This is a genomic window from Pseudomonas sp. Irchel 3E13, assembly GCF_900187455.1.
Lineage (GTDB): Bacteria > Pseudomonadota > Gammaproteobacteria > Pseudomonadales > Pseudomonadaceae > Aquipseudomonas.
Genome location: NZ_FYDX01000009.1, coordinates 194,502 through 216,914 on the forward strand (window position 1 = coordinate 194,502; position 22,413 = coordinate 216,914).

The window sequence follows — 22,413 nt, forward strand, 5'->3', positions numbered from 1 at the left end:
GACCATGAGCAGTTCCCCCGCGCTTACCGTCCTGATTGCCGAGGACGGTGCGACCGACCGTCTCCTGCTGGCGACCATCGTCCGCAAGCAGGGGCACCGGGTGCTGACCGCCGAGAACGGCGAGCGGGCGGTGGCGCTGTTCGTTGAGCAGCGGCCGCAACTGGTCTTGCTCGATGCGGTGATGCCGGTGATGGACGGTTTCGAGGCGGCCCGGCGAATCAAGGCGCTGGCCGGCGAGGAGTTGGTGCCGATCATCTTCCTCACGTCGCTGACCGAGGATGAAGCGTTGGTGCGCTGCCTGGAGGCAGGCGGCGACGACTTTCTGGCCAAGCCTTACAGTCCGGTAGTGCTGGCCGCCAAGATCAAGGCCATGGATCGCCTGCGCCGTCTGCAGGCCACGGTGCTGGAGCAGCGTGACCAGATATCCCGGCACCACAATCACCTGCTCAACGAGCAGCGGGTGGCCAAGGCAGTATTCGACCAGGTGGCCCACGCCGGCTGCCTGAGCGCGCCGAATATTCGCTACCTGCAATCGCCCTACGCGCTGTTCAACGGCGACCTGCTGCTGGCGGCGTTCACCCCGACCGGCGAAATGCACGTGCTGCTCGGCGACTTTACCGGCCACGGTTTGCCGGCGGCGGTCGGCGCGATGCCGCTGGCCGAGGTGTTCTACGGCATGACCGCCAAGGGCTACGGCCTGGCCGAGACCCTGCGGGAGATGAACGCCAAGCTCAAGCGCATCCTGCCGGTGGACATGTTCTGCTGCGCGTTGTTGCTCAACCTGAGTTTCGAGCGGCGCATGGTGGAGGTGTGGAACGGTGGCATGCCCGACGCCTACTTGCTGCCTGCCGCCGGCGGCCAGGCGATGCCGCTGGTGTCCCGGCATTTGCCGCTGGGCATCCTGCCGTCCGAGCAGTTTGACGAACACACCGATGTCTTGCCGTTGACGCTCGGTGACCGCTTGTTCCTGCTGTCCGATGGTGTGGTGGACACCTGCGATGAGAGCGACCAGTTGTTTGGCGTCGAGCGTTTGCAGCAGGTGTTCGCCGACAACCGTGAGCCCGAGCACCTGTTCGAGGACGTGCTACAAGCGCTGGAGCGCTTTCGCGGACGCTCGCGGGATGACGTCAGCATGCTGGAAATCACCGTGGTCGCCCCGGGCGAGTTGGCGCCGCCGCCGGTGGTGTATTCCGACAGCGGCCAGTCCAGCCCGCTGGATTGGTCGCTGTCATTCGAATTTCGTGCCCAGACCCTCAAGCGTTTCAATCCCTTGCCTTACCTTATGCAGGTGCTGCAGGAGATTCATGGTCTGCGCGGGCAAAGCGGTGCGTTGCACAGTGTGCTCACCGAGCTGTATTCCAACGCGCTCGAGCATGGCGTGCTGGGGCTGGACTCGGCGCTCAAGCGCGACGCCGATGGCTTCGCCGCGTATTACCAGGAGCGCAACCGGCGTTTGCAGGCCCTCGACAGCGGTCATATCCGCCTTCATTTGAAGGTGGAGCCGTGGGAAGGAGGCGGGCGTCTCATTCTTGAAGTCGAGGACAGCGGCAACGGCTTCGATGTGAGTAAAGTACGCGGGCCGCCCGAAGTGGAGCAGCGTCTGTGTGGCCGGGGACTGAACCTGGTACGCCGCCTTGGCCGGCAGGCCGAGTGGGCCGATGGCGGACGCCGCGCACGCGTGGAGTTCGCGTGGGGCGCTCTGGCATAATCCAACTTGATCAAGGAGTGAACAAGTGTCCGATATTCATATTGACCGCAAGGTGTTGAGCGACCTTCAGGAGGTCATGGAAGGTGGCTACCTCAACCTGCTCGAAACCTTTCTCGCCGATTCCGAGGAGCGTTTGCGCCAGCTCTACAAGGCCCGTAACGCCGAGCAACTGGGTCAGGCTGCGCACAGCCTCAAGGGCAGCAGCAGCAACATGGGCGCGATCGAACTGGCCGAACTGTGCCGGCAACTCGAAGAGCGGGTCAGGCAGCAAGCGCTGTTTGGCATCGAGGACCTGATCAACCGCATCGACCGCGAATTCATCGCGGTCCGTCAGCTCTACCGCGCCGAACGGGAACGTGTCCTGGTCGGCTGACCCGATGAAGTCGCGCCAGGTTGGCTAACCTGGCGCGACTTTTGCGTAGGCTTCGCTATTCGTGATGACGAGCTTCTGTAGCGGAGACCTTTTTCATGCCCGTCGCTTCAAACCCATTGCTGCAAACCGGTGTCGCGGCCAAAACCGCACGCGCCCAGGCCAGCAACCTGGACAAGGCCTCGCAAGCCCTCAACGACAAGGGCCCGGACTTCTCCAAGGTCTATGCGCAGCACTCGCGGGACAAGGTCGACGTCAAGGCTGACGCGCCCGTTCGCGACCGCGATGGCGTCGACAAGTCGGCGGCAAACACCGGCAAGGCTGACGACAAGGGCAACGGCAAGGTTGCCGATAGCGGCAACGATTTGCCTGACGACAAGGACGCCCAGGCGCAGAGCGCGGACAAGGTCGACGACGCCGCCGACACCGCGAGCGCCGATGGCCAGTCGCTGGACGCCAATCTGGTGGCCGGGCAACTCACCGACGCACCGCAGGGCGCGCAGTTGTTGCAGGCGCAGGCTCAGACCATGGCCCCGGTGATCCAGGCTGCCGCTCAGCAGCCTGCCGCGGCACTGCCGGCCACGCCGGCGGAAGACGCATTCGATCCCGACAGCGATCCCCTGGCCGACCTGCCGGTGCTGCGTCTGGCCCTGGAGCAGAATGCCCAGGCCCAAGGCACGACCTCTACCCATGCCGCCAAGCCCAACGCTCAGCCGGAGACCGCGTCTGGTCAGCCAGCCGTCAATACACTGGCGCAGATGCTTGACCCGAGCGAGGCCGAGGGCGGGAAGTCCGAAGGCGGCGAGAAAGCCTTTGCCGGGCTGATCGACGATGGCCTTAAAGACCTCAAGGGTGCGAGCAGCGACACCCGTATCGACGACTTCGCCAACCGCCTGGCCTCCCTGACCCAGGCCGCGACACCTAAGACCGCCAATGCCGTGGCGCCCGCGCCGCTGCACCAGCCGCTGGCCATGAACCAGGGCGGCTGGACCGAGGGCCTGGTCAACCGGGTCATGTACCTCTCCAGCCAGAGCCTCAAGTCGGCGGATATCCAGCTTGAACCTGCCGAGCTCGGTCGCCTCGACATCCGCGTCAACCTGGCGTCGGACCAGGCGGCGCAGATCACCTTCACCAGTGGGCACGCCGGGGTGCGCGATGCCCTCGAAGGCCAAGTGCACCGTCTGCGCGAGCTGTTCAACCAGCAGGGCCTGGCCCAGCCGGACGTCAACGTTGCCGATCAATCCCGCGAGCAGCAGAACGGCCGCCAGGATGACACGCCGAAGATGAGTGGCGTGGCAGCCCGCCGCAATGCCGACGGCGCGGACACCGATGTTGCCGCTGCCACCGCGGCCGTGGAGTCGCAGGTGGTGGTCGGTTCCAGCACGGTGGATTACTTCGCCTGACCGCCTCGCGACGGTCCCGTCAGTGCCGTGTTGGCGCGGTCGGGATCGTCGGGTGATCTTGCCGCGAAGCGTGGTCCCGAATCTGGCATAACACTTGCTCGCCCACTCGCCATAGTGGAACAAACCTCCTGTGAGTGACGGATTATTGGCATGGCGAAGAGCGAAGCAGTAAAAGACCCCGCCGCAAAAGGCAAACTCAAGCTGATCCTGTTGTTGGTGCTGGCCCTGATGCTGGCGATCGGTCTCTCGGTGGGCGCGACCTGGTTCTTCCTGCACAAGTCCGACAGCAAGCCGGAAGTCGATCCGGCCGCCGCCGCAGCGGCCGCCAACGTCAAGCAGGCGGCCATCTACGAAAGCATGGCGCCGGCCTTCGTCGTCAACTTCAACCAGAACGGCCGTCAGCGCTACATGCAGGTGAGCATCACCATGCAGGCGCGCGATCAGGCTGCGCTGGATGCCCTGAAAGTGCACATGCCGGTGATCCGCAACAACCTGGTCATGCTGTTCTCCGGTCAGGCGTTCGAATCGCTGGCGACTCCGGTCGGCCAGGAGATGCTCCGCCAGAAGGCGACCGCCAGCGTTCAGGAAGTGGCCCAGAAGGAAGTCGGCAAGCTGGTCGTGGACCAGTTGCTGTTCACCAATTTCGTATTGCAGTAGGAGCCGAAGATGGCCGTGCAGGACCTGCTGTCCCAGGATGAAATCGATGCCCTGTTGCACGGGGTCGACGATGGACTGGTGCAAACCGAAGCCAGTGCCGAACCCGGTAGCGTCAAGAGTTACGACCTGACGAGCCAGGACCGGATCGTCCGTGGTCGCATGCCGACCCTGGAAATGATCAACGAACGGTTCGCCCGTTACACCCGCGTCAGCATGTTCAACTTGCTGCGCCGCTCCGCCGACGTGGCGGTGGGCGGGGTGCAGGTGATGAAGTTCGGCGAGTACGTGCATTCGCTGTACGTCCCCACCAGCCTCAACCTGGTCAAGATCAAGCCGCTGCGCGGCACCTCGCTGTTCATCCTCGACGCCAAGCTGGTGTTCAAGCTGGTGGACAACTTCTTCGGCGGTGACGGCCGTCACGCCAAGATCGAAGGCCGCGAGTTCACCCCGACCGAGCTGCGGGTGGTGCGCATGGTGCTGGAACAGGCCTTCGTCGATCTGAAGGAAGCCTGGCAGGCAATCATGCCGGTCAACTTCGAGTACATAAACTCCGAGGTCAACCCGGCCATGGCCAACATCGTCGGCCCGAGCGAGGCGGTGGTGGTGTCGACCTTCCATATCGAACTCGACGGCGGCGGCGGCGACCTGCACGTGACCATGCCGTATTCGATGATCGAGCCGGTGCGGGAAATGCTCGATGCCGGCTTCCAGTCCGACCTGGACGACCAGGACGAGCGTTGGGTCAAGGCTCTGCGCGAAGACGTGCTGGACGTCAGCGTGCCGCTCAGCGCCACCGTGGCCCGCCGCCAACTGAAACTGCGCGACATCCTGCACATGCAACCGGGCGACGTGATTCCCGTGGAACTGCCGGAAGACCTGATCGTGCGCGCCAACGGCGTGCCATCGTTCAAGGCTCGGCTGGGTTCGCACAAAGGTACCCTGGCTCTGCAGATCCGCGAGCCGATCGGTCGACGCTGAGCGCCGACCCTTCATTAACCGATTTGATTGCCCGTCGAGGACAAGATGGCTGACGAAAACGATATTACTTCCCTGGAAGAGCAGGCTCTGGCCGATGAGTGGGCGGCAGCCCTGAGTGAAACCGGTGATGGCCAGTCCGACATCGACGCCCTGATGGCGGGTGGCGGCGCATCTGGCGGCGCGAGCCGCCTGCCGATGGAAGAGTTCGGCAGTTCGCCGCGTTCCAACGAGGCGGTCAGCCTGGAAGGGCCGAACCTGGACGTGATCCTGGATATTCCGGTGAACATCTCCATGGAAGTCGGCAGCACCGAGATCAACATCCGCAACCTGCTGCAGCTCAACCAGGGCTCGGTGATCGAACTCGACCGCCTGGCCGGTGAGCCGCTGGACGTGCTGGTCAACGGCACGCTGATCGCCCATGGCGAGGTGGTGGTGGTCAACGAGAAGTTCGGCATCCGCCTGACTGACGTGATCAGCCCGAGCGAACGCATCAAGAAGCTGCGCTGAGTGAAACGGCTCTTCTCCTTGGGAGTGGCCGCGGCCGGCCTGCTCTGGCTGCCGCTGGTCAGCGCTGCGCAGGTTGGCGCCACGCCGGCTGCGACCGTGGCAGTTCCAGCCGCCACTGGTAGCGTGGCGGGGCAACTGACGCAACTGGTGCTCGGCCTGCTGTTGGTGCTGGGGCTGATTTTCTTCCTCGCCTGGCTGTTGCGCCGCATGCAGAACGCCGCGCCGGCCGCCAATCAGGTGATCCAGGTGATTGGCAGTCGTCAGGTCGGTCCGCGTGACCGCCTGCTGTTGGTGCAGGTGGGCAATGAGCAGGTGCTCATCGGCCACAGCCCCGGCAGTCTGACCACCCTGCATGTGATGAACGAGCCCGTCGCGGCGCCGGCCAACGCCCGCCCGACCACGCCAGAATTCGCCCAGCGCCTGATGGAGTTGTTGGGCAAGGATCAGAAGGACAAGCCGTAATGGCCCCATTGCGAATGATGTTGACGCTGCTGTTGCTGCTGGCAGCGCCGCTGGCGATGGCGGCCGATCCGCTGTCGATCTCGGCGATCACCCTGTCCAACGGGGCCAACGGCCAGCAGGAGTACTCGGTCAGCCTGCAGATCCTGCTGATCATGACGGCGCTGAGCTTCATCCCGGCGTTCGTCATCCTGATGACCAGCTTCACCCGGATCATCATCGTCTTCTCGATCCTGCGTCAGGCCCTGGGTCTGCAACAGACGCCATCGAACCAGATCCTGATCGGCCTGACGCTGTTCCTGACCATGTTCATCATGGCCCCGGTGTTCGACCGGGTGAACAAGGACGCCCTGCAGCCGTACCTGGCCGAAACCCTGACCGCGCCGCAAGCCATCGAAAAGGCCCAGGTGCCGCTCAAGGACTTCATGCTCGCGCAGACCCGGCAGAGCGACCTCGACCTGTTCATGCGCCTGTCCAAGCGCACCGATATCGCCAGTCCCGAGCAGGTGCCGCTGACCATCATGGTCCCGGCGTTCGTGACCTCGGAGCTGAAGACTGCGTTCCAGATCGGCTTCATGATCTTCATCCCGTTCCTGATCATCGACCTGGTAGTGGCCAGTGTGCTGATGGCCATGGGCATGATGATGCTGTCGCCGTTGATCATTTCCCTGCCGTTCAAGCTCATGCTGTTCGTGCTGGTGGACGGCTGGGCGCTGATCATCGGCACCCTGGCGGGCAGCTTCGGCGGCGTATAGCCCCCGCAGGCACTGGAGAAGAACATGACCCCTGAAGTCGCTGTCGACCTGTTCCGCGATGCGCTGTGGCTGACCACCATGATGGTCGCCGTGCTGGTCATTCCGAGTCTGGTGGTGGGCCTGCTGGTGGCGATGTTCCAGGCCGCCACCCAGATCAACGAACAGACCCTGAGCTTCCTGCCGCGCCTGCTGGTGATGCTGACCACCCTGATCGTCGCCGGGCCGTGGCTGGTGCAGAAGTTCATGGAATACATCCTGTCGTTGTACGGCAGCATCCCGCAGTTGATCGGCTGAGCGGCCCGTGCTCGAACTGACGGACACGCAGATCGCCACATGGGTGGCCAGCTTCATGCTGCCGCTGTTCCGTGTGGCGGCGGTGCTGATGACCATGCCGGTGTTCGGCACCACGCTGGTGCCGACGCGGGTGCGCCTGTATTTCGCCGTGGCCATTACCGTGGTCATCGCCCCGGCCCTGCCGCCGATGCCGCCGGTGCAGGCGCTCGACCTCAGCGCGCTGCTGCTGATCGCCGAGCAGATCATCATCGGCGCGCTGTTCGGCCTGGCCCTGCAACTGCTTTTCCAGGCGTTCGTGATCGCCGGTCAGGTCGTCGCGATCCAGATGGGCCTGGCCTTCGCCTCCATGGTCGACCCGGCCAACGGCGTCAACACTACGGTGATCAGCCAGTTCCTGACCATGCTGGTGACCTTGCTGTTCCTGGCGATGAACGGGCACCTGGTGGTGCTGGAAATCCTCACCGAAAGTTTCACCACGCTGCCCGTGGGCGGCGGCCTGGTGGTCAATCACTTCTGGGACATGGCCGGTCGCCTCGGCTGGGTGTTGGGTGCGGCGCTGTTGCTGGTGCTGCCGGCGATCACCGCGCTGCTGGTGATCAACATCGCCTTCGGTGTAATGACCCGCGCCGCGCCGCAACTGAACATCTTCTCCATCGGTTTTCCCATGACCCTGGTGCTGGGCATGGCGATTTTCTGGATCGGCCTGGCCGATATCCTTTCCCACTACCAGTCAATGGCGTCCGAGGCGCTGCAATGGCTGCGTGAACTGGCACGGGCGCGCTGAGCATGGCAGAGAGCGAAAGCGGTCAGGACAAAACAGAAGACCCCACCGAGAAGCGCAAGAACGACTCGCGGGAGAAGGGCGAGATTGCCCGTTCCAAAGAGCTGAACACCGTGGCGGTGATGCTCGCCGGGGCGGGCGGGCTGCTGTCGTTCGGCGGTTACCTGGCCGAGGCGCTGATGGAAATCATGCGCAGCAATTTCAGCCTGTCCCGGGAAGTGCTGATGGACGAGCGCTACATGGGCATTTTCCTGCTGGCGTCGGGCAAGCTGGCGATCCTCGCGACCCAGCCGGTGCTGCTGGTGCTGCTGCTGGCCGCCTTGCTCGGGCCAATCGCCCTCGGCGGCTGGCTGTTCGCTGCCGGCACCATGGCGCCCAAATTCAGCCGGATGAACCCGATGGCGGGGATCAAGCGGATGTTCTCCATGCACTCGCTGGCCGAGTTGCTCAAGGCCCTGGCCAAGTTCTTCGTGATCCTGTTGGTGGCGCTGGCGGTGTTGTCCTCGGACCGCGATGACCTGCTGGCGATCGCCAATGAGCCGCTGGACCAGGCGATTATCCACAGCGTTCAGGTGGTCGGCTGGAGCGCCCTGTGGATGGCCTGCGGGCTGCTGCTGATCGCGGCGGTGGACGTGCCGATCCAGCTTTGGCAGGCGAAGCAGAAGCTGATGATGACCAAGCAGGAAGTGCGCGACGAATACAAGGACACCGAGGGCAAGCCTGAGGTCAAGCAGCGTATTCGTCAGGTCCAGCGCGAGATGTCGCAGCGCCGGATGATGGCCGCCGTGCCCGAGGCCGACGTGATCATCACCAACCCGACCCACTACGCCGTGGCGCTCAAATACGACCCGGACAAGGGTTCGGCGCCGCTGTTGCTGGCCAAGGGCACCGACTTCATTGCCTTGAAAATCCGCGAGATCGCGGTGCAGCACAACATCCAGTTGCTGGAATCGCCGGCGCTGGCGCGGTCGATCTACTACTCCACGGAGCTGGAAGAAGAGATTCCCGCCGGGCTTTACCTGGCGGTGGCCCAGGTGCTGGCCTACGTCTATCAGATCCGCCAGCACCAGGCGGGCAAGGGCAAGCCGCCGGAGCCGCTCAAGGATCTGCCGATTCCGCCGGATTTGCGGCGCGATTCCTGATTTTCTGTTGTCCTTCCCGGCCGAACCGCAGCGATGAGGCCCAACAGAACACCACCCCCTGCAAAGTTGGAAAGGTTCTTGCAATGAGCAGCGCCAAGCGCCTCCGTGGCGTCAAAAGTTTTGCTTGATGAGGACAACCGGTGGATCGCACTCAGTTAATCAACAGCGCGCGGAGCAATCTCAGCGGCCTGGGCAAGGGCAACCTCGGGGTGCCGGTGCTGCTGCTGATCATGCTGGCAATGATGATGTTGCCGATCCCGCCGTTCCTGCTCGACGTGTTCTTCACCTTCAACATCGCGTTGTCCATCGTCGTCCTGCTGGTCTGCGTGTACGCCCTGCGTCCACTGGACTTCGCCGCGTTCCCGACCATCCTGCTGGTGGCGACGTTGCTGCGTCTGGCGCTGAACGTGGCGTCCACCCGGGTCGTGCTGCTCCACGGTCATGACGGCCACGCCGCCGCCGGTAAGGTGATCCAGGCCTTCGGTGATGTGGTCATCGGCGGCAACTACGTGGTCGGTATCGTGGTCTTCGCGATCCTGATGATCATCAACTTCGTCGTGGTGACCAAGGGTGCCGGCCGTATCTCCGAGGTGAGCGCGCGTTTCACCCTCGATGCGATGCCCGGCAAGCAGATGGCCATCGACGCCGACCTCAACGCCGGCCTGATCGACCAGAACCAGGCCAAGTCCCGTCGCGCCGAAGTGGCCCAGGAAGCCGAGTTCTACGGCTCCATGGACGGTGCGAGCAAGTTCGTCCGCGGTGACGCCATCGCCGGCCTGCTGATCCTGTTCATCAACCTGATCGGCGGCATGGCCATCGGTATGGTCCAGCACGGCATGACCTTCGGTGACGCCGGCAGGGTCTACGCCCTGCTGACCATCGGTGACGGTTTGGTGGCGCAATTGCCATCGCTGCTGCTGTCCACCGCCGCGGCAATCATGGTGACCCGTGCTTCCGGTTCGGAAGACATGGGCAAGCAGATCAACCGGCAGATGTTCGATTCGCCGAAGGCGCTGGCGGTGTCCGCCGCGATCATGATCGTCATGGGCCTGGTGCCGGGCATGCCGCACGTGGCCTTCCTCAGCCTCGGCGTCATGGCCGGTGGTGGCGCCTACCTGGTGTGGAAGAAGCAGAACCAGGTCAAGGTCAAGGCCGCCCAGGAAGTCCAGCGTCAGCAAGACCTGCTGCCGTCGCCACAGCGCGCCGCCGACACCAAGGAGCTGGGCTGGGACGACGTGACCCCGATCGACATGATCGGCCTGGAAGTGGGTTACCGGCTGATTCCGCTGGTGGACCGCAACCAGGGCGGGCAATTGCTGGCGCGGATCAAGGGCGTGCGCAAGAAGCTGTCCCAGGACCTGGGCTTCCTCATGCCCACCGTGCACATCCGCGACAACCTCGACCTGGCGCCGAGCACCTACCGCCTTACCCTGATGGGGGTGATTCTGGCCGAGGCGGAGATTTACCCGGAGCGGGAAATGGCGATCAACCCGGGGCAGGTGTTCGGCACCCTCAACGGTATCGCCGCGCGCGACCCGGCGTTCGGCCTGGAGGCGGTGTGGATCGACGTCAGTCAGCGCGGCCAGGCGCAGTCGCTGGGCTACACCGTGGTGGACGCCAGCACGGTGGTCGCCACCCACCTCAACCAGATTCTCTACAAGCATTGCCATGAGCTGATCGGCCACGAAGAGGTCCAGCAACTGTTGCAGGTGCTGGCCAAGGGCTCGCCGAAACTGGCCGAGGAAATCGTGCCCGGCGTGCTGCCGTTGTCGGGGCTGCTCAAGGTGCTGCAGGCGCTGCTCTCGGAACAGGTTCCTGTCAGGGATATCCGTACGATCGCCGAGGCAATCGCGAACAACGCCAGCAAGAGTCAAGATACCGCCGCATTGGTCGCCGCAGTCCGCGTCGGATTGTGTCGCGCTATCGTGCAAAGCATTGTCGGGACTGAGTCCGAGCTTCCTGTGATCACCCTTGAACCAAGGTTGGAACAGATTTTGCTCAATAGTCTGCAAAGGGCCGGGCAAGGTCAGGAAGACGGTGTTCTTCTTGAGCCAAGCATGGCTGAAAAGCTTCAGCGTTCGTTGATCGAGGCAGCCCAGCGTCAGGAGATGCAGGGGCAGCCGGCCATCCTGCTGGTTGCGGGACCGATCCGGGCCATGCTGTCGCGCTTCGGTCGCCTGGCTGTACCGAATTTGCATGTTTTGGCGTATCAGGAAATACCTGACAACAAGCAAGTCACCATCGTTGCCACAGTAGGCCCCAACGGCTGAGGTAGTGGGTTATGCAAGTTAAGCGTTTTTTCGCCGCCGATATGCGTCAAGCCATGAAGCTGGTTCGTGATGAGCTGGGGGCTGATGCCGCCATCATCGGCAACCGACGGATTGCTGGCGGTGTCGAGCTGACGGCTGCGCTGGACTACAAGCTGTCTGCCCTGTCGCCGCGGGTGCCGAACGTCGAGCTGGAAGACGAACTGCGCAAGACCCAATCGCGCATCGCTACCGCCCAGGCCGAGCTGACCACCCGCAACGAAAGCGACACGGGCAACCGCCAGTTGTTCGCCGGCCTGCCGCTGACCGCCTCCGAGCCGCTGGTCGAGTCCCGCGCCGCAGAGCTGCCACCGGCGCCTGTCGCACCGGTCGCCGCGCCGATCGATCAGCGCCTGTTCGACACGATGCGTTCCGAACTGTCCGGCCTGCGCGAACTGCTGGAAGTCCAGCTCGGCTCGCTGGCCTGGACCCAACTGCAAGGCAGCAAGCCGCACCAGGCCAACCTCTGGCGCCGTCTGCAGCGGATCGGCCTGTCCGGCCCGCTGTCGCGCGACCTGCTCAACCTGACCGTCGATATCGAAGACCCGCGCCACGGCTGGCGGATGCTGCTCGCTCACCTGGCGCGCATGATCCATGTGCCGGAAGTCGAGCCGATCGAAGAGGGCGGGGTGATTGCCATGGTCGGCCCGGCCGGCATGGGCAAGACCACCACCCTGGCCAAGCTGGCTGCGCGTTACGTGCTCAAGTACGGCGCGCAGAACCTGGCGCTGGTCAGCATGGACAGTTTCCGTATTGGTGCCCAGGAGCAGCTCAAGACGCTCGGGCGCATCCTCAACGTTTCGGTAACCCACGTCGATCCTGGCCAGTCCCTGGCCCAGGCGCTGGAACCGTTGCTGCGCAAGCGCGTGGTGCTGATCGATACCGCCGGCCTGCAGGCCAGCGATCCGGCCCTGCGCATGCAGCTTGAAACACTGGCCGGGCGCGGTATCCACGCCCGGAACTATCTGGTGCTGGCAACGACCAGCCAGAAGCAGGTGCTGACCGCCGCCTACCACAGCTACAAACGCTGCGGCCTGGCCGGTTGCATCCTGACCAAACTCGATGAAACCGCCAGCTTGGGCGAAGTCCTGAGCCTGGCCATCAGTCACGAATTGCCAGTGGCCTATCTCACCGATGGCCCGCGCATTCCTGACGACCTGCACCTGCCGCGCCGTCACCAGTTGGTGAGCCGCGCGGTCAGTGTGCAGATGCAGGACGAGCCGAGCGAGGAGGCCATGGCCGATATGTTCGCCGACCTGTACCACAGTGACGGCAAACGCGTCGGCTGAGGTGGATATGTTTCAGTTGCAAAGTACCTACATCACAGGGTCTGCCGGGCATTTTTCAGTTGTTCCAGGGGCAGCCAGTCATGTGGCCTCGGTCTAAGCAAGACAAGGTAAAGAACAAATATGGGTAGCATGCATCCCGTACAGGTGATCGCCGTGACCGGCGGCAAAGGTGGCGTCGGCAAGACCAACGTGTCAGTGAATCTGTCGCTGGCGCTGGCCGAACTCGGCCGTCGCGTCATGCTGTTGGACGCCGACCTTGGCCTGGCCAATGTCGACGTACTGCTCGGGCTCACCCCCAAACGCACCCTGGCTGATGTCATCGAAGGCCGCTGCGAGCTGCGCGATGTGCTCCTGCAGGGGCCTGGCGGCGTGCGCATCGTGCCGGCCGCTTCCGGTACCCAGAGCATGGTGCACCTGGGGCCTGCCCAGCACGCCGGCCTGATCCAGGCATTCAGCGAGATCGGCGACAACCTCGACGTGCTGGTGATCGACACCGCTGCGGGGATTGGCGAGTCGGTGGTCAGCTTTGTCCGCGCCGCCCAGGAAGTACTCCTGGTGGTCTGCGACGAGCCGACGTCGATCACCGACGCCTACGCCCTGATCAAGCTGCTCAACCGTGATTACGGCATGAACCGTTTCCGCGTTCTGGCGAACATGGCGCAGAGCCCGCAGGAAGGTCGCAATCTGTTCGCCAAGTTGACCAAGGTCACGGATCGCTTCCTGGATGTGGCCCTACAATACGTCGGGGCCGTGCCCTACGACGAGTGTGTGCGCAAGGCTGTGCAGAAGCAGCGAGCGGTCTATGAAGCCTTTCCGCGTTCCAAGTGCGCGCTGGCGTTCAAGGCGATCGCCCAGAAGGTCGATAGCTGGCCGCTGCCAGCCAACCCGCGCGGGCACCTGGAGTTCTTTGTCGAGCGTCTGGTGCAGCCTACCAGCGCGGGTCCTGTGCTATGAGCGCGAGCGGTTATCGGATGTACAGCAAGGCCTCGCGTGACGCCCAGTACGAACTGATCGAGCGTTATGCGCCGTTGGTCAAGCGTATCGCCTACCACCTGCTGGCGCGGTTGCCGGCCAGCGTGCAGGTGGAAGACCTGATCCAGGCCGGGATGATCGGCCTGCTCGAAGTCTCCAACAAATACGATTCGAGCAAGGGCGCCAGTTTCGAGACCTACGCTGGCATCCGCATCCGCGGCGCCATGCTCGATGAAGTACGCAAGGGTGACTGGGCGCCGCGTTCGGTACACCGCAATACCCGCATGGTAAGCGACGCGATTCGCGCAATTGAGGCAAAAACCGGTCGTGACGCTAAAGATCACGAGGTTGCTGCCGAACTTCAATTGAGTCTCGATGATTACTACGGGATTTTGAACGATACCTTGGGCAGCCGCCTGTTCAGTTTCGACGACCTGTTGCAGGACGGCGAACATGAAGGCCTGCACGAGGACGGTGCCAGTGCCCAGCTCGAGCCTTCGCGCGATCTGGAAGACGAGCGCTTTCAGGCAGCCTTGGCCGATGCCATCGCCAACCTGCCTGAACGTGAACGCCTGGTGTTGGCGCTGTACTACGACGAAGAGCTGAACCTCAAGGAAATCGGTGAGGTCCTGGGGGTCAGCGAGTCGCGCGTCAGCCAGTTGCATAGCCAGTGTGCGGCGCGTCTGCGCAGCCGGCTGGGGGAATGGCGGGCGCGTTGAGCACAGCTTCGATGCAGTCGTAATACCGTGGTGCCGGAATTGATTGAACGCGCGTTCAGCGCTGAGCGCGTTAAAGACTGCTTGGAGGTCTAATTGAACAAAGAAATGAAAATCCTCATCGTTGACGATTTTTCGACGATGCGGCGGATCATCAAGAACCTGTTGCGTGACCTGGGCTTCACCAACACGCATGAGGCCGACGACGGCAACACCGCGCTGCCCATGCTCGAAAGCAACAACTTCGACTTCCTGGTGACCGACTGGAACATGCCTGGCATGTCCGGTATTGACCTGCTGCGCAAAGTCCGCGCGGACGAGCGTCTGAAACACTTGCCTGTGCTGATGGTGACCGCCGAAGCCAAGCGCGAACAGATCATCGAAGCTGCCCAGGCCGGCGTTAACGGCTATGTGGTCAAGCCTTTCACTGCCCAGGTGCTGAAAGAAAAAATCGAGAAGATCTTCGAGCGCGTCAATAGCTGATGTACGCACGGGGGCGCTATGGAGCATAAACATTCATCTTTGGACGACTTTGAGTCGACGCTGAAGAAACACGCCCAGGAGCTGGTGAAAAGCCTCGAACGAGGCAATTTCGGCGACGCGGTGCAACTGATCCATCAGCTGAACCAGACCCGTGACCGCGGCCTGTATCAGGAAGTCGGCAAGCTCACGCGAGAGCTGCACAGTGCGATCGTCAGTTTCCAGATCGATCCGCACATGCCGCAGGCCGAGGAAGTTTCGCAAATCACCGACGCCACCGAGCGCTTGTCCTATGTGGTCAAGCTGACCGAGGCGGCGGCGAACCGCACGATGGACCTGGTCGAGCAGGGTACGCCCGTGCTCCACGATCTCACCAACGAAGCCCGTGAACTGCACGACGACTGGCAGCGCTTCATGCGCCGCGAAGTTGCGGCGCCGGAGTTTCGTGAGCTGGTCCAGCGTGTCGACAGGTTTCTGGCGCGCAGCGCCGAGGGTACCCACACCGTAACCGGGTACCTCAACGATATTCTCCTGGCACAGGACTATCAGGATCTGACCGGCCAGGTGATCAAGCGGGTGACCTCGTTGGTCACCGAAGTCGAAAGCAATCTGCTCAAGCTCGTACTGATGGCCAGTCAGGTCGACCGCTTCGCCGGTATCGAACATGACCACCAGCAGCTTCGTGCCGAGCAAGACCAAGATAAACATCCGACCCGGGGTGAAGGACCGCAAATTCATGCCGATAAACGTGAAGATGTCGTGTCCGGCCAGGACGATGTCGATGATCTGCTGTCCAGCCTGGGTTTTTAGGGAGCACGTTTGATGAGCTTCGGCGCCGATGAAGAAATCCTTCAGGATTTCCTGGTAGAGGCCGGCGAAATTCTTGAGCAACTGTCCGAGCAACTGGTCGAGCTGGAAAGCCGCCCGGATGATTCCGACCTGCTCAATGCGATCTTTCGCGGTTTTCACACTGTAAAAGGGGGCGCCGGCTTCCTCCAGCTCCATGAGCTGGTGGAGTGCTGCCACATCGCCGAAAACGTATTCGACATCCTGCGCAAGGGAGAGCGTCGGGTCGATTCCGAACTGATGGACGTGGTCCTGGAGGCACTGGATACCGTCAACAGCATGTTCGGTCAGGTTCGCGAGCGTACCGACGTCACCCCGGCCACGCCTGAGCTGCTGGGCGCCCTGGCGCGTCTGGCCGAGCCGGGCGGTGCCGCTGCTCCGGCAGAGGCTGAGCCTGTGGCCGAAGCGGCGCCTGAAGTGGCCGCCGTTTCCGGTGACATCACCGACAGTGAGTTCGAGCAACTGCTCGATTCGCTGGGTGCGGTCAAGGAAGAGGCCGAAGCGGCTGCTGCCAGCGACGAAATCACCGACGCCGAGTTCGAATCCCTGCTCGACCAGTTGCACGGTAAAGGCCAGTTCGCTGCCGACAGCCTGCCAAGCGCCGCCGCGTCAGCGCCGGTCGCCGAAGTGGCGGGTGCCGCCAGCGACGAAATCACCGATGCCGAATTCGAAGCGCTGCTCGACCAACTCCATGGCAAGGGCTCCTTCGCCGTAGACGCATTGCCAGGTGCCGTGGCCGCCGCGCCAGAAGCCAGCGAGCCCGCCGTGGCTGCCGGTGGCTCGGGCGACCACATCACCGAGCACGAATTCGAAGCACTGCTCGATGAGTTGCACGGCAAAGGCAAGTTCGTGCCTGACAGCGTGAGCGCCGCCGCGCCGGCCGTTGCAGTCGCCGCCAAGCCGGCAGCCAAACCTGCCGCCGCCGCGCCTGCCGCTGCCGCCAAACCTGCCGCGCCTGCGCCGGCACGTCAGGCCGCTCCGGCTGCTGCCCCTGCTGCCGCTGACAAGCATCCGGCCAACGAGACGGAAACCACCGTGCGGGTCGATACCGCGCGGCTGGACGAAATCATGAACATGGTGGGCGAACTGGTGCTGGTGCGTAACCGCCTGGTCCGCCTGGGCCTGAACAGCGGCGACGAGGCCATGTCCAAGGCCGTGTCGAACCTCGACGTGGTCACCGCCGACCTGCAGACCGCGGTCATGAAGACCCGCATGCAGCCGATCAAGAAGGTCTTCGGGCGCTTCCCGCGCCTGGTTCGCGACCTTGCGCGGCAGCTGAAGAAAGACATCACCCTGGAGCTGGTCGGCGAAGAAACCGACCTCGACAAGAACCTTGTCGAGGCCCTGGCCGACCCGCTGGTCCACTTGGTGCGCAACGCCGTCGACCATGGTGTCGAAACGCCGGAAGAGCGCGAAGCCTCGGGCAAGTCCCGCGGTGGCAAGGTGGTGCTGTCGGCCGAGCAGGAAGGTGACCACATCCTTCTCTCGATCTCCGACGACGGCAAGGGCATGGACCCTGGCGTGCTGCGCGCCAAGGCCGTGGAAAAGGGCCTGATGGACAAGGACGCGGCCGACCGCCTGAGCGAGTCGGACTGCTACAACCTGATCTTCGCCCCGGGCTTCTCGACCAAGACCGAGATTTCCGACGTGTCCGGCCGCGGCGTCGGCATGGACGTGGTGAAGACCAAGATTGCCCAGCTCAACGGCTCGATCAGCATCTACTCGGCCAAGGGCCAGGGTTCGAAGATCGTCATCAAGGTGCCGCTGACCCTGGCGATCATGCCGACCCTGATGGTGATGCTGGGCAACCAGGCCTTCGCCTTCCCGCTGGTCAACGTCAACGAGATCTTCCACCTCGACCTGTCGCGCACCAACGTGGTCGACGGTCAGGAAGTGGTGATCGTCCGCGACAAAGCGTTGCCATTGTTCTACCTCAAACGCTGGCTGGTCAGTTCTGCCGCTCATGAAGAGCAGCATGAAGGCCATGTGGTGATCCTTTCGGTGGGCACTCAGCGGATCGGCTTCGTCGTCGATCAACTGGTTGGCCAGGAAGAAGTGGTCATCAAGCCGCTGGGCAAGATGCTCCAGGGCACCCCGGGCATGTCGGGCGCGACCATTACCGGTGACGGGCGCATTGCGCTGATCCTCGACGTCCCGAGCATGCTCAAGCGTTACGCCGCACGGCGAATTTGATCCCGGTGGCGCGGCCTCGCGGTCGCGCTACCTAATGGAGTGTTTATGGCAGTCAAGGTCCTGGTGGTGGATGATTCCGGTTTCTTCCGCCGCCGTGTCTCGGAAATTCTCTCGGCGGACCCGACCATCCAGGTCGTCGGCACCGCCACCAATGGCAAGGAAGCGATCGACCAGGCACTGTCGCTCAAACCCGATGTCATCACCATGGACTACGAGATGCCCACCATGGATGGCATCACCGCAGTTCGCCACATCATGCAGCGCTGCCCGACCCCGGTGCTGATGTTCTCCTCGCTGACCCACGAAGGTGCCCGGGTAACCCTCGATGCGCTGGATGCCGGCGCCGTCGATTACCTGCCGAAGAACTTCGAAGACATCTCGCGCAACCCGGACAAGGTCAAGCAGATGCTGTGCGAGAAGGTTCACACCATCTCCCGCAGCAACCGTCGTTTCAGCAGCTACGCCAGCACGCTGCCGGCGGTGACCACCACTTCTTCCAGCCCGGTGTCGTCCCTCGGCGCCGCCCGCGCCAGTGCGCCGCTGCCGACCCGTCAGCCGACCCTGGCGCCGGCGGCAAGCAATTCGCCCGCGCCCAAGCGCAAGGCCTACAAACTGCTGGCTATCGGTACCTCCACCGGTGGTCCGGTCGCGCTGCAGCGGGTGCTGACCCAACTGCCAGCCAATTTCCCGGCGCCGATCGTGCTGATCCAGCACATGCCGGCGGCCTTTACCAAGGCGTTCGCCGAGCGCCTGGACAAGCTGTGCAAGATCAACGTCAAGGAAGCCGAGGACGGCGACATGCTGCGTCCGGGTCTGGCCCTGTTGGCGCCCGGCGGCAAGCAGATGATGGTCGACGGTCGCGGCATGGTGAAAATCCTTCCGGGCGACGAGCGTCTGAACTACAAGCCGTGCGTGGATATCACCTTCGGTTCGGCGGCCAAGTCCTACGGTGACAAGGTGCTGGCGGTGGTGTTGACCGGCATGGGCGCCGACGGCCGCGAAGGCGCGCGTCTGCTCAAGCAGGGCGGCAGCCAGGTCTGGGCTCAGGATGAAGCGAGCTGCGTGATCTACGGCATGCCGATGGCGATCGTCAAAGCCAACCTGGCTGACGCGGTCTACGGTCTCGACGACATCGGTCGTCATCTGGTTGAGGCGTGCGTCTGATGGATGTTCTCAGCCTTCTCGGTATCATCCTCGCCTTCGTCGCAATCGTTGGCGGCAACCTGCTCGAAGGTGGTCATGTCGGCGCGCTGCTCAACGGCCCGGCAGCACTGATCGTGCTCGGTGGCACCCTGGCGGCGGCGCTGCTGCAGTCGCCGCTGAGTTCGTTCAAGCGTGCGCTGCAGATTTTCGGCTGGATCCTGTTCCCGCCACGGGTCGATCTGGCCGGCGGTATCGACCGGGTCGTCAACTGGAGCCTCACCGCACGCAAGGAAGGCTTGCTCGGCCTGGAAGGCGTGGCCGATGCCGAACCCGATCCGTATGCGCGCAAGGGCCTGCAACTGCTGGTGGATGGCGCCGAGCCGGAAGCCATCCGCAGCATTCTCGAAGTGGATTTCCTCACCCAGGAAAGCCGCGACATCCAGGCCGCCAAAGTGTTTGAAAGCATGGGCGGCTACGCGCCGACCATCGGCATCATCGGTGCGGTCATGGGCCTGATTCACGTCATGGGCAACCTGGCCGACCCGTCGCAACTGGGTAACGGCATCGCCGTGGCGTTCGTCGCCACCATCTATGGCGTGGCCAGTGCCAACCTGATCCTCCTGCCCGTGGCCAACAAGCTCAAGGCGCAAGTCATGCGGCAATCGCGCTATCGGGAGATGCTCCTTGAGGGCCTGCTGTCGATCGCCGAAGGCGAGAACCCGCGCTCGATCGAACTGAAGCTTCAGGGCTTCATGGAGTAACCATGGCCCGTCGCCGCAAAATCGAGGAACACGAGAATCACGAACGCTGGCTGGTGTCCTACGCGGACTTCATCACCTTGCTGTTCGCGTTTTTCGTGGTCATGTACTCGATTTCCTCGATCAACGAGGGCAAGTACAAAATCATGTCCCAGGCGCTTATCGGCGTGTTCACCGATGCCGAGCGCAGCACCAAGCCGATCCCCATTGGCGAGGAGCGACCACTGAGCGTGCGGCCGGCGCAACCCCTGATCAAGGACAGCGAGCAGGTCGATGCCGGCCTCGCCCAGACCAGCGCCGATCCGCTCAAGACCATTACCGATGAAGTGATGCAGGCCTTCGGCGACCTGATCAAATCCGACCAGATGACCGTGCGCGGCAACGAACTGTGGATCGAGATCGAGCTGAGCTCCTCGCTGCTGTTCGGCAGCGGTGACGCCATGCCCAGTGATGTCGCGTTCAACCTGATCGAGAAAGTGGCGAATATCATCAAACCGTTCGCCAACCCGGTGCACGTCGAAGGTTTCACCGATGACCAGCCGATCCGTACCGCGCAGTACCCGACCAACTGGGAGCTGTCGTCGGCGCGGGCGGCGAGTATCGTCCGTCTGCTGGCCATGGAAGGGGTCAATCCGGCGCGCATGGCGTCCGTCGGCTATGGCGAGTTCCAGCCGATCGCCAGCAACACCACCCAGCAAGGGCGGGCGAAGAACCGTCGCGTCGTGCTGGTGATTTCGCGCAACCTGGAAGTGCGCCGCAGCCTGACCGGGACCGGCACCGCCAATGCCAGCCCGGATGCGGCGCTCAAGCGCGCTGGCACACAAACTGCACCGCCCGTGGTATCACCGACGGCCGGGAGCAATCCCGTCAATTCTCCGTCGTCGTCGACCTTTTAATCGATCCCGGCTGGCTACGGTCGGACCGGGAGGAAGCAGCGCATGAGAGTCTGGGCAGTAGCCAATCAAAAAGGTGGCGTCGGCAAGACCACCACGTCCATCGCCCTGGCAGGTTTGCTGGCCGATGCCGGGCGGCGCGTGGTTGTGGTCGACCTCGACCCGCATGGGTCGATGACCAGCTATTTCGGGCACAACCCCGACACCCTGGAGCACAGCAACTTCGACCTGTTCCAGCACAAGGGCACGGTGCCCGAAGGCTTGCCGGGGCAACTGCTACTGCCCACCAGCCACGAGAAGATTTCGCTGTTGCCGTCCAGTACCGCGCTGGCGGTGCTGGAGCGCCAGTCGCCCGGGCAGAACGGCCTGGGCCTGGTAATCGCCAAGAGTCTGGCGCAGCTCTGGCAGGATTTCGATTACGCCCTGATCGACAGCCCGCCGCTGCTCGGCGTGCTGATGGTCAATGCGCTGGCGGCCAGCCAGCAACTGGTGATCCCGGTGCAGACCGAATACCTGGCCGTGAAGGGCCTGGAGCGGATGGTCAGCACCCTGGCGATGGTCAACCGTTCGCGCCGCCAGGCGCTGCCGTTCCACATCGTGCCGACCCTGTTCGACCGTCGCACCCAGGCGTCCATGGGCACCCTCAAAGTGCTGCGTGACGGCTATCCGGACGACATCTGGCAAGGTTACATCCCGGTCGATACCCGCCTGCGCGATGCCAGCCGGGCGGGGGTGACACCGTCGCAATACGACGCCAAGAGCCGCGGCGTGGTGGCTTATCGCGCCTTGCTCAAGCACCTGCTGACGCAGAAATCCGTGGCGCAGGTGGCTTGATGAACCGTCCGCAAAACCTCGCCACCCGGCCACAAATGGCCTTGCAGTCGTACCTCGACGGGTTGCTGCATGAAGCCACTGAAGAACTGCCTTACGCGGAACCTGTGGTTGTACCAACGCTGCCGCCGGTAATCCCGGTGGCGGCCGAGCCGCCCGCGCCACCGGTTTCCACCCAGGTGCTGGATGAGTTCCAGGCCGCGGTGCTGGAAGAGCAGGCCCGCGATGCGCGCCGCGCAACCACCGCCGCACCGACCACCTTCGCCGAGCCTGCGCCGGCCAGGGTCGTGGTCGCGCCGCCGGTCCTGAAGGTTGCACCGGTGGTAGAGCCGGTGGTCGAGAAGGTCGTTGCGCCGGTCATCGAACCGGTTGTCGAGGCGCCTGGGCTGATCGAGCCGCTGGTGGAGGTCCACCTGGCCCCGGATGTGCCGCAGCCGCCGAAGACGGTGGACGGTCGTCCTTCCTGGGCCGCGGAGCCGTTCGAATGCCTGCTGTTCGATGTTGCCGGGCTGACCCTGGCGGTGCCGTTGGTGTGCCTTGGGTCGATCTATTCGCTGCACGGTCACGAACTGACGCCGCTGTTCGGCCAGCCGGACTGGTTCCTCGGCATCCTGCCGAGCCAGGCGGGCAACCTCAAGGTGCTGGACACCGCGCGCTGGGTCATGCCCGAGCGCTATCGCGACGATTTCCGCGAAGGTCTGCAGTACGTGATTTCGGTGCAGGGCTATGAGTGGGGGCTGGCGGTGCATCAGGTCAGCCGCTCGTTGCGCCTTGACCCGAGCGAGATCAAGTGGCGTACCCAGCGCGGCCAGCGGCCGTGGCTGGCCGGCACGGTGATCGAACACATGTGTGCATTGCTGGACGTCGCCGAGTTGGCCGAGTTGATCGCCAGCGGCGCGGTCAAGAAGATGCAGTTGAACCATAAATGATCG

Annotated in this window: 23 protein-coding genes; all 23 read left to right on the forward strand. The window is 63.5% G+C overall.

Features of this window, described 5'->3' with window-relative positions:
- Nucleotides 1-4: 4 nt before the first annotated feature.
- The 23 genes from CKW37_RS17485 (at nt 5) to CKW37_RS17595 (ending at nt 22,410) form a co-directional block, all read left to right on the forward strand.
- Complete coding sequence (locus CKW37_RS17485) at nt 5-1,708, forward strand: fused response regulator/phosphatase (RefSeq protein ID WP_095156964.1); 1,704 nt, start codon at nt 5-7, stop codon at nt 1,706-1,708.
- A 25-nt stretch (nt 1,709-1,733) separates the two neighbouring features.
- Nucleotides 1,734-2,081 (forward strand): Hpt domain-containing protein, encoded by a 348-nt coding sequence (locus tag CKW37_RS17490; protein ID WP_095156965.1) that lies wholly within the window; start codon nt 1,734-1,736, stop codon nt 2,079-2,081.
- A 95-nt stretch (nt 2,082-2,176) separates the two neighbouring features.
- Entirely contained in the window at nt 2,177-3,481 is a 1,305-nt protein-coding gene (locus tag CKW37_RS17495; protein WP_095156966.1) for a flagellar hook-length control protein FliK, read from the forward strand.
- Nucleotides 3,482-3,631: 150 nt separating this feature from the next.
- Entirely contained in the window at nt 3,632-4,138 is a 507-nt protein-coding gene (gene fliL, locus CKW37_RS17500; RefSeq protein WP_095156967.1) for a flagellar basal body-associated protein FliL, read from the forward strand.
- A gap of 9 nt (nt 4,139-4,147) precedes the next feature.
- Nucleotides 4,148-5,116, forward strand: a complete 969-nt coding sequence (fliM, locus tag CKW37_RS17505; protein WP_095156968.1) for a flagellar motor switch protein FliM — start codon at nt 4,148-4,150, stop codon at nt 5,114-5,116.
- Nucleotides 5,117-5,161: 45 nt separating this feature from the next.
- Entirely contained in the window at nt 5,162-5,623 is a 462-nt protein-coding gene (gene fliN, locus CKW37_RS17510; protein WP_095156969.1) for a flagellar motor switch protein FliN, read from the forward strand.
- Complete coding sequence (gene fliO / locus CKW37_RS17515) at nt 5,624-6,085, forward strand: flagellar biosynthetic protein FliO (protein WP_095156970.1); 462 nt, start codon at nt 5,624-5,626, stop codon at nt 6,083-6,085.
- Nucleotides 6,085-6,837: a flagellar type III secretion system pore protein FliP gene (gene fliP / locus CKW37_RS17520; protein WP_095156971.1), complete on the forward strand. Its 753-nt coding sequence runs from the start codon at nt 6,085-6,087 to the stop codon at nt 6,835-6,837. The genes fliO and fliP overlap by 1 nt, the downstream gene beginning before the upstream one ends.
- A 24-nt stretch (nt 6,838-6,861) precedes the next feature.
- Nucleotides 6,862-7,131 (forward strand): flagellar biosynthesis protein FliQ, encoded by a 270-nt coding sequence (gene fliQ, locus CKW37_RS17525; protein ID WP_095156972.1) that lies wholly within the window; start codon nt 6,862-6,864, stop codon nt 7,129-7,131.
- 55 nt (nt 7,132-7,186) lie between these two features.
- Nucleotides 7,187-7,915 carry a flagellar biosynthetic protein FliR gene (gene fliR, locus CKW37_RS17530; RefSeq protein ID WP_256587797.1) on the forward strand — a complete coding sequence of 243 codons (729 nt, stop codon included), beginning with the start codon at nt 7,187-7,189 and terminating at the stop codon, nt 7,913-7,915.
- A 2-nt stretch (nt 7,916-7,917) separates the two neighbouring features.
- Entirely contained in the window at nt 7,918-9,054 is a 1,137-nt protein-coding gene (gene flhB / locus CKW37_RS17535; protein ID WP_095156974.1) for a flagellar biosynthesis protein FlhB, read from the forward strand.
- A gap of 140 nt (nt 9,055-9,194) precedes the next feature.
- A complete protein-coding gene (flhA, locus tag CKW37_RS17540; protein WP_095156975.1) occupies nt 9,195-11,324 on the forward strand; it encodes a flagellar biosynthesis protein FlhA in 2,130 nt (709 codons plus the stop codon).
- Nucleotides 11,325-11,335: 11 nt separating this feature from the next.
- The gene (gene flhF, locus CKW37_RS17545) at nt 11,336-12,649 is read left to right on the forward strand and encodes a flagellar biosynthesis protein FlhF (RefSeq protein WP_095156976.1); all 1,314 of its coding nucleotides are present in this window, start codon (nt 11,336-11,338) and stop codon (nt 12,647-12,649) included.
- Between the two features lie 120 nt (nt 12,650-12,769).
- Nucleotides 12,770-13,603: a flagellar synthesis regulator FleN gene (gene fleN, locus CKW37_RS17550; RefSeq protein ID WP_095156977.1), complete on the forward strand. Its 834-nt coding sequence runs from the start codon at nt 12,770-12,772 to the stop codon at nt 13,601-13,603.
- On the forward strand, nt 13,600-14,340 hold the full coding sequence (gene fliA / locus CKW37_RS17555) for an RNA polymerase sigma factor FliA (RefSeq protein WP_095156978.1): 741 nt from the start codon (nt 13,600-13,602) through the stop codon (nt 14,338-14,340). Before fleN ends, fliA begins: the two co-directional genes overlap by 4 nt.
- A 105-nt stretch (nt 14,341-14,445) precedes the next feature.
- On the forward strand, nt 14,446-14,820 hold the full coding sequence (locus tag CKW37_RS17560; protein WP_177431531.1) for a chemotaxis response regulator CheY: 375 nt from the start codon (nt 14,446-14,448) through the stop codon (nt 14,818-14,820).
- 18 nt (nt 14,821-14,838) lie between these two features.
- Nucleotides 14,839-15,627: a protein phosphatase CheZ gene (locus CKW37_RS17565; protein WP_095156980.1), complete on the forward strand. Its 789-nt coding sequence runs from the start codon at nt 14,839-14,841 to the stop codon at nt 15,625-15,627.
- 12 nt (nt 15,628-15,639) lie between these two features.
- Nucleotides 15,640-17,856 carry a chemotaxis protein CheA gene (locus CKW37_RS17570; RefSeq protein ID WP_095156981.1) on the forward strand — a complete coding sequence of 739 codons (2,217 nt, stop codon included), beginning with the start codon at nt 15,640-15,642 and terminating at the stop codon, nt 17,854-17,856.
- Between the two features lie 45 nt (nt 17,857-17,901).
- On the forward strand, nt 17,902-19,020 hold the full coding sequence (locus CKW37_RS17575) for a chemotaxis response regulator protein-glutamate methylesterase (RefSeq protein ID WP_095156982.1): 1,119 nt from the start codon (nt 17,902-17,904) through the stop codon (nt 19,018-19,020).
- Nucleotides 19,020-19,760: a flagellar motor protein gene (locus CKW37_RS17580; protein ID WP_095156983.1), complete on the forward strand. Its 741-nt coding sequence runs from the start codon at nt 19,020-19,022 to the stop codon at nt 19,758-19,760. The genes CKW37_RS17575 and CKW37_RS17580 overlap by 1 nt, the downstream gene beginning before the upstream one ends.
- Nucleotides 19,761-19,762: 2 nt before the next feature.
- Entirely contained in the window at nt 19,763-20,653 is an 891-nt protein-coding gene (gene motD, locus CKW37_RS17585; RefSeq protein ID WP_095156984.1) for a flagellar motor protein MotD, read from the forward strand.
- Nucleotides 20,654-20,695: 42 nt separating this feature from the next.
- A complete protein-coding gene (locus CKW37_RS17590) occupies nt 20,696-21,484 on the forward strand; it encodes a ParA family protein (RefSeq protein ID WP_095156985.1) in 789 nt (262 codons plus the stop codon).
- The gene (locus CKW37_RS17595) at nt 21,484-22,410 is read left to right on the forward strand and encodes a CheW domain-containing protein (protein WP_095156986.1); all 927 of its coding nucleotides are present in this window, start codon (nt 21,484-21,486) and stop codon (nt 22,408-22,410) included. The genes CKW37_RS17590 and CKW37_RS17595 overlap by 1 nt, the downstream gene beginning before the upstream one ends.
- Nucleotides 22,411-22,413: the final 3 nt, after the last annotated feature.

What these genes read in the sequence shown, in the direction of transcription:
- CKW37_RS17485 (WP_095156964.1), top strand. Translation starts at nt 5, where the DNA reads ATGAGCAGTTCCCCCGCGCTTACCGTCCTGATTGCCGAGGACGGTGCG.
- CKW37_RS17495 (WP_095156966.1), top strand. Translation starts at nt 2,177, where the DNA reads ATGCCCGTCGCTTCAAACCCATTGCTGCAAACCGGTGTCGCGGCCAAA.
- fliL (WP_095156967.1), top strand. Translation starts at nt 3,632, where the DNA reads ATGGCGAAGAGCGAAGCAGTAAAAGACCCCGCCGCAAAAGGCAAACTC.
- fliM (WP_095156968.1), top strand. Translation starts at nt 4,148, where the DNA reads ATGGCCGTGCAGGACCTGCTGTCCCAGGATGAAATCGATGCCCTGTTG.
- fliN (WP_095156969.1), top strand. Translation starts at nt 5,162, where the DNA reads ATGGCTGACGAAAACGATATTACTTCCCTGGAAGAGCAGGCTCTGGCC.
- fliP (WP_095156971.1), top strand. Translation starts at nt 6,085, where the DNA reads ATGGCCCCATTGCGAATGATGTTGACGCTGCTGTTGCTGCTGGCAGCG.
- fliQ (WP_095156972.1), top strand. Translation starts at nt 6,862, where the DNA reads ATGACCCCTGAAGTCGCTGTCGACCTGTTCCGCGATGCGCTGTGGCTG.
- fliR (WP_256587797.1), top strand. Translation starts at nt 7,187, where the DNA reads ATGCTGCCGCTGTTCCGTGTGGCGGCGGTGCTGATGACCATGCCGGTG.
- flhB (WP_095156974.1), top strand. Translation starts at nt 7,918, where the DNA reads ATGGCAGAGAGCGAAAGCGGTCAGGACAAAACAGAAGACCCCACCGAG.
- flhF (WP_095156976.1), top strand. Translation starts at nt 11,336, where the DNA reads ATGCAAGTTAAGCGTTTTTTCGCCGCCGATATGCGTCAAGCCATGAAG.
- fleN (WP_095156977.1), top strand. Translation starts at nt 12,770, where the DNA reads ATGGGTAGCATGCATCCCGTACAGGTGATCGCCGTGACCGGCGGCAAA.
- fliA (WP_095156978.1), top strand. Translation starts at nt 13,600, where the DNA reads ATGAGCGCGAGCGGTTATCGGATGTACAGCAAGGCCTCGCGTGACGCC.
- CKW37_RS17560 (WP_177431531.1), top strand. Translation starts at nt 14,446, where the DNA reads ATGAAAATCCTCATCGTTGACGATTTTTCGACGATGCGGCGGATCATC.
- CKW37_RS17565 (WP_095156980.1), top strand. Translation starts at nt 14,839, where the DNA reads ATGGAGCATAAACATTCATCTTTGGACGACTTTGAGTCGACGCTGAAG.
- CKW37_RS17570 (WP_095156981.1), top strand. Translation starts at nt 15,640, where the DNA reads ATGAGCTTCGGCGCCGATGAAGAAATCCTTCAGGATTTCCTGGTAGAG.
- CKW37_RS17575 (WP_095156982.1), top strand. Translation starts at nt 17,902, where the DNA reads ATGGCAGTCAAGGTCCTGGTGGTGGATGATTCCGGTTTCTTCCGCCGC.
- CKW37_RS17580 (WP_095156983.1), top strand. Translation starts at nt 19,020, where the DNA reads ATGGATGTTCTCAGCCTTCTCGGTATCATCCTCGCCTTCGTCGCAATC.
- motD (WP_095156984.1), top strand. Translation starts at nt 19,763, where the DNA reads ATGGCCCGTCGCCGCAAAATCGAGGAACACGAGAATCACGAACGCTGG.
- CKW37_RS17590 (WP_095156985.1), top strand. Translation starts at nt 20,696, where the DNA reads ATGAGAGTCTGGGCAGTAGCCAATCAAAAAGGTGGCGTCGGCAAGACC.
- CKW37_RS17595 (WP_095156986.1), top strand. Translation starts at nt 21,484, where the DNA reads ATGAACCGTCCGCAAAACCTCGCCACCCGGCCACAAATGGCCTTGCAG.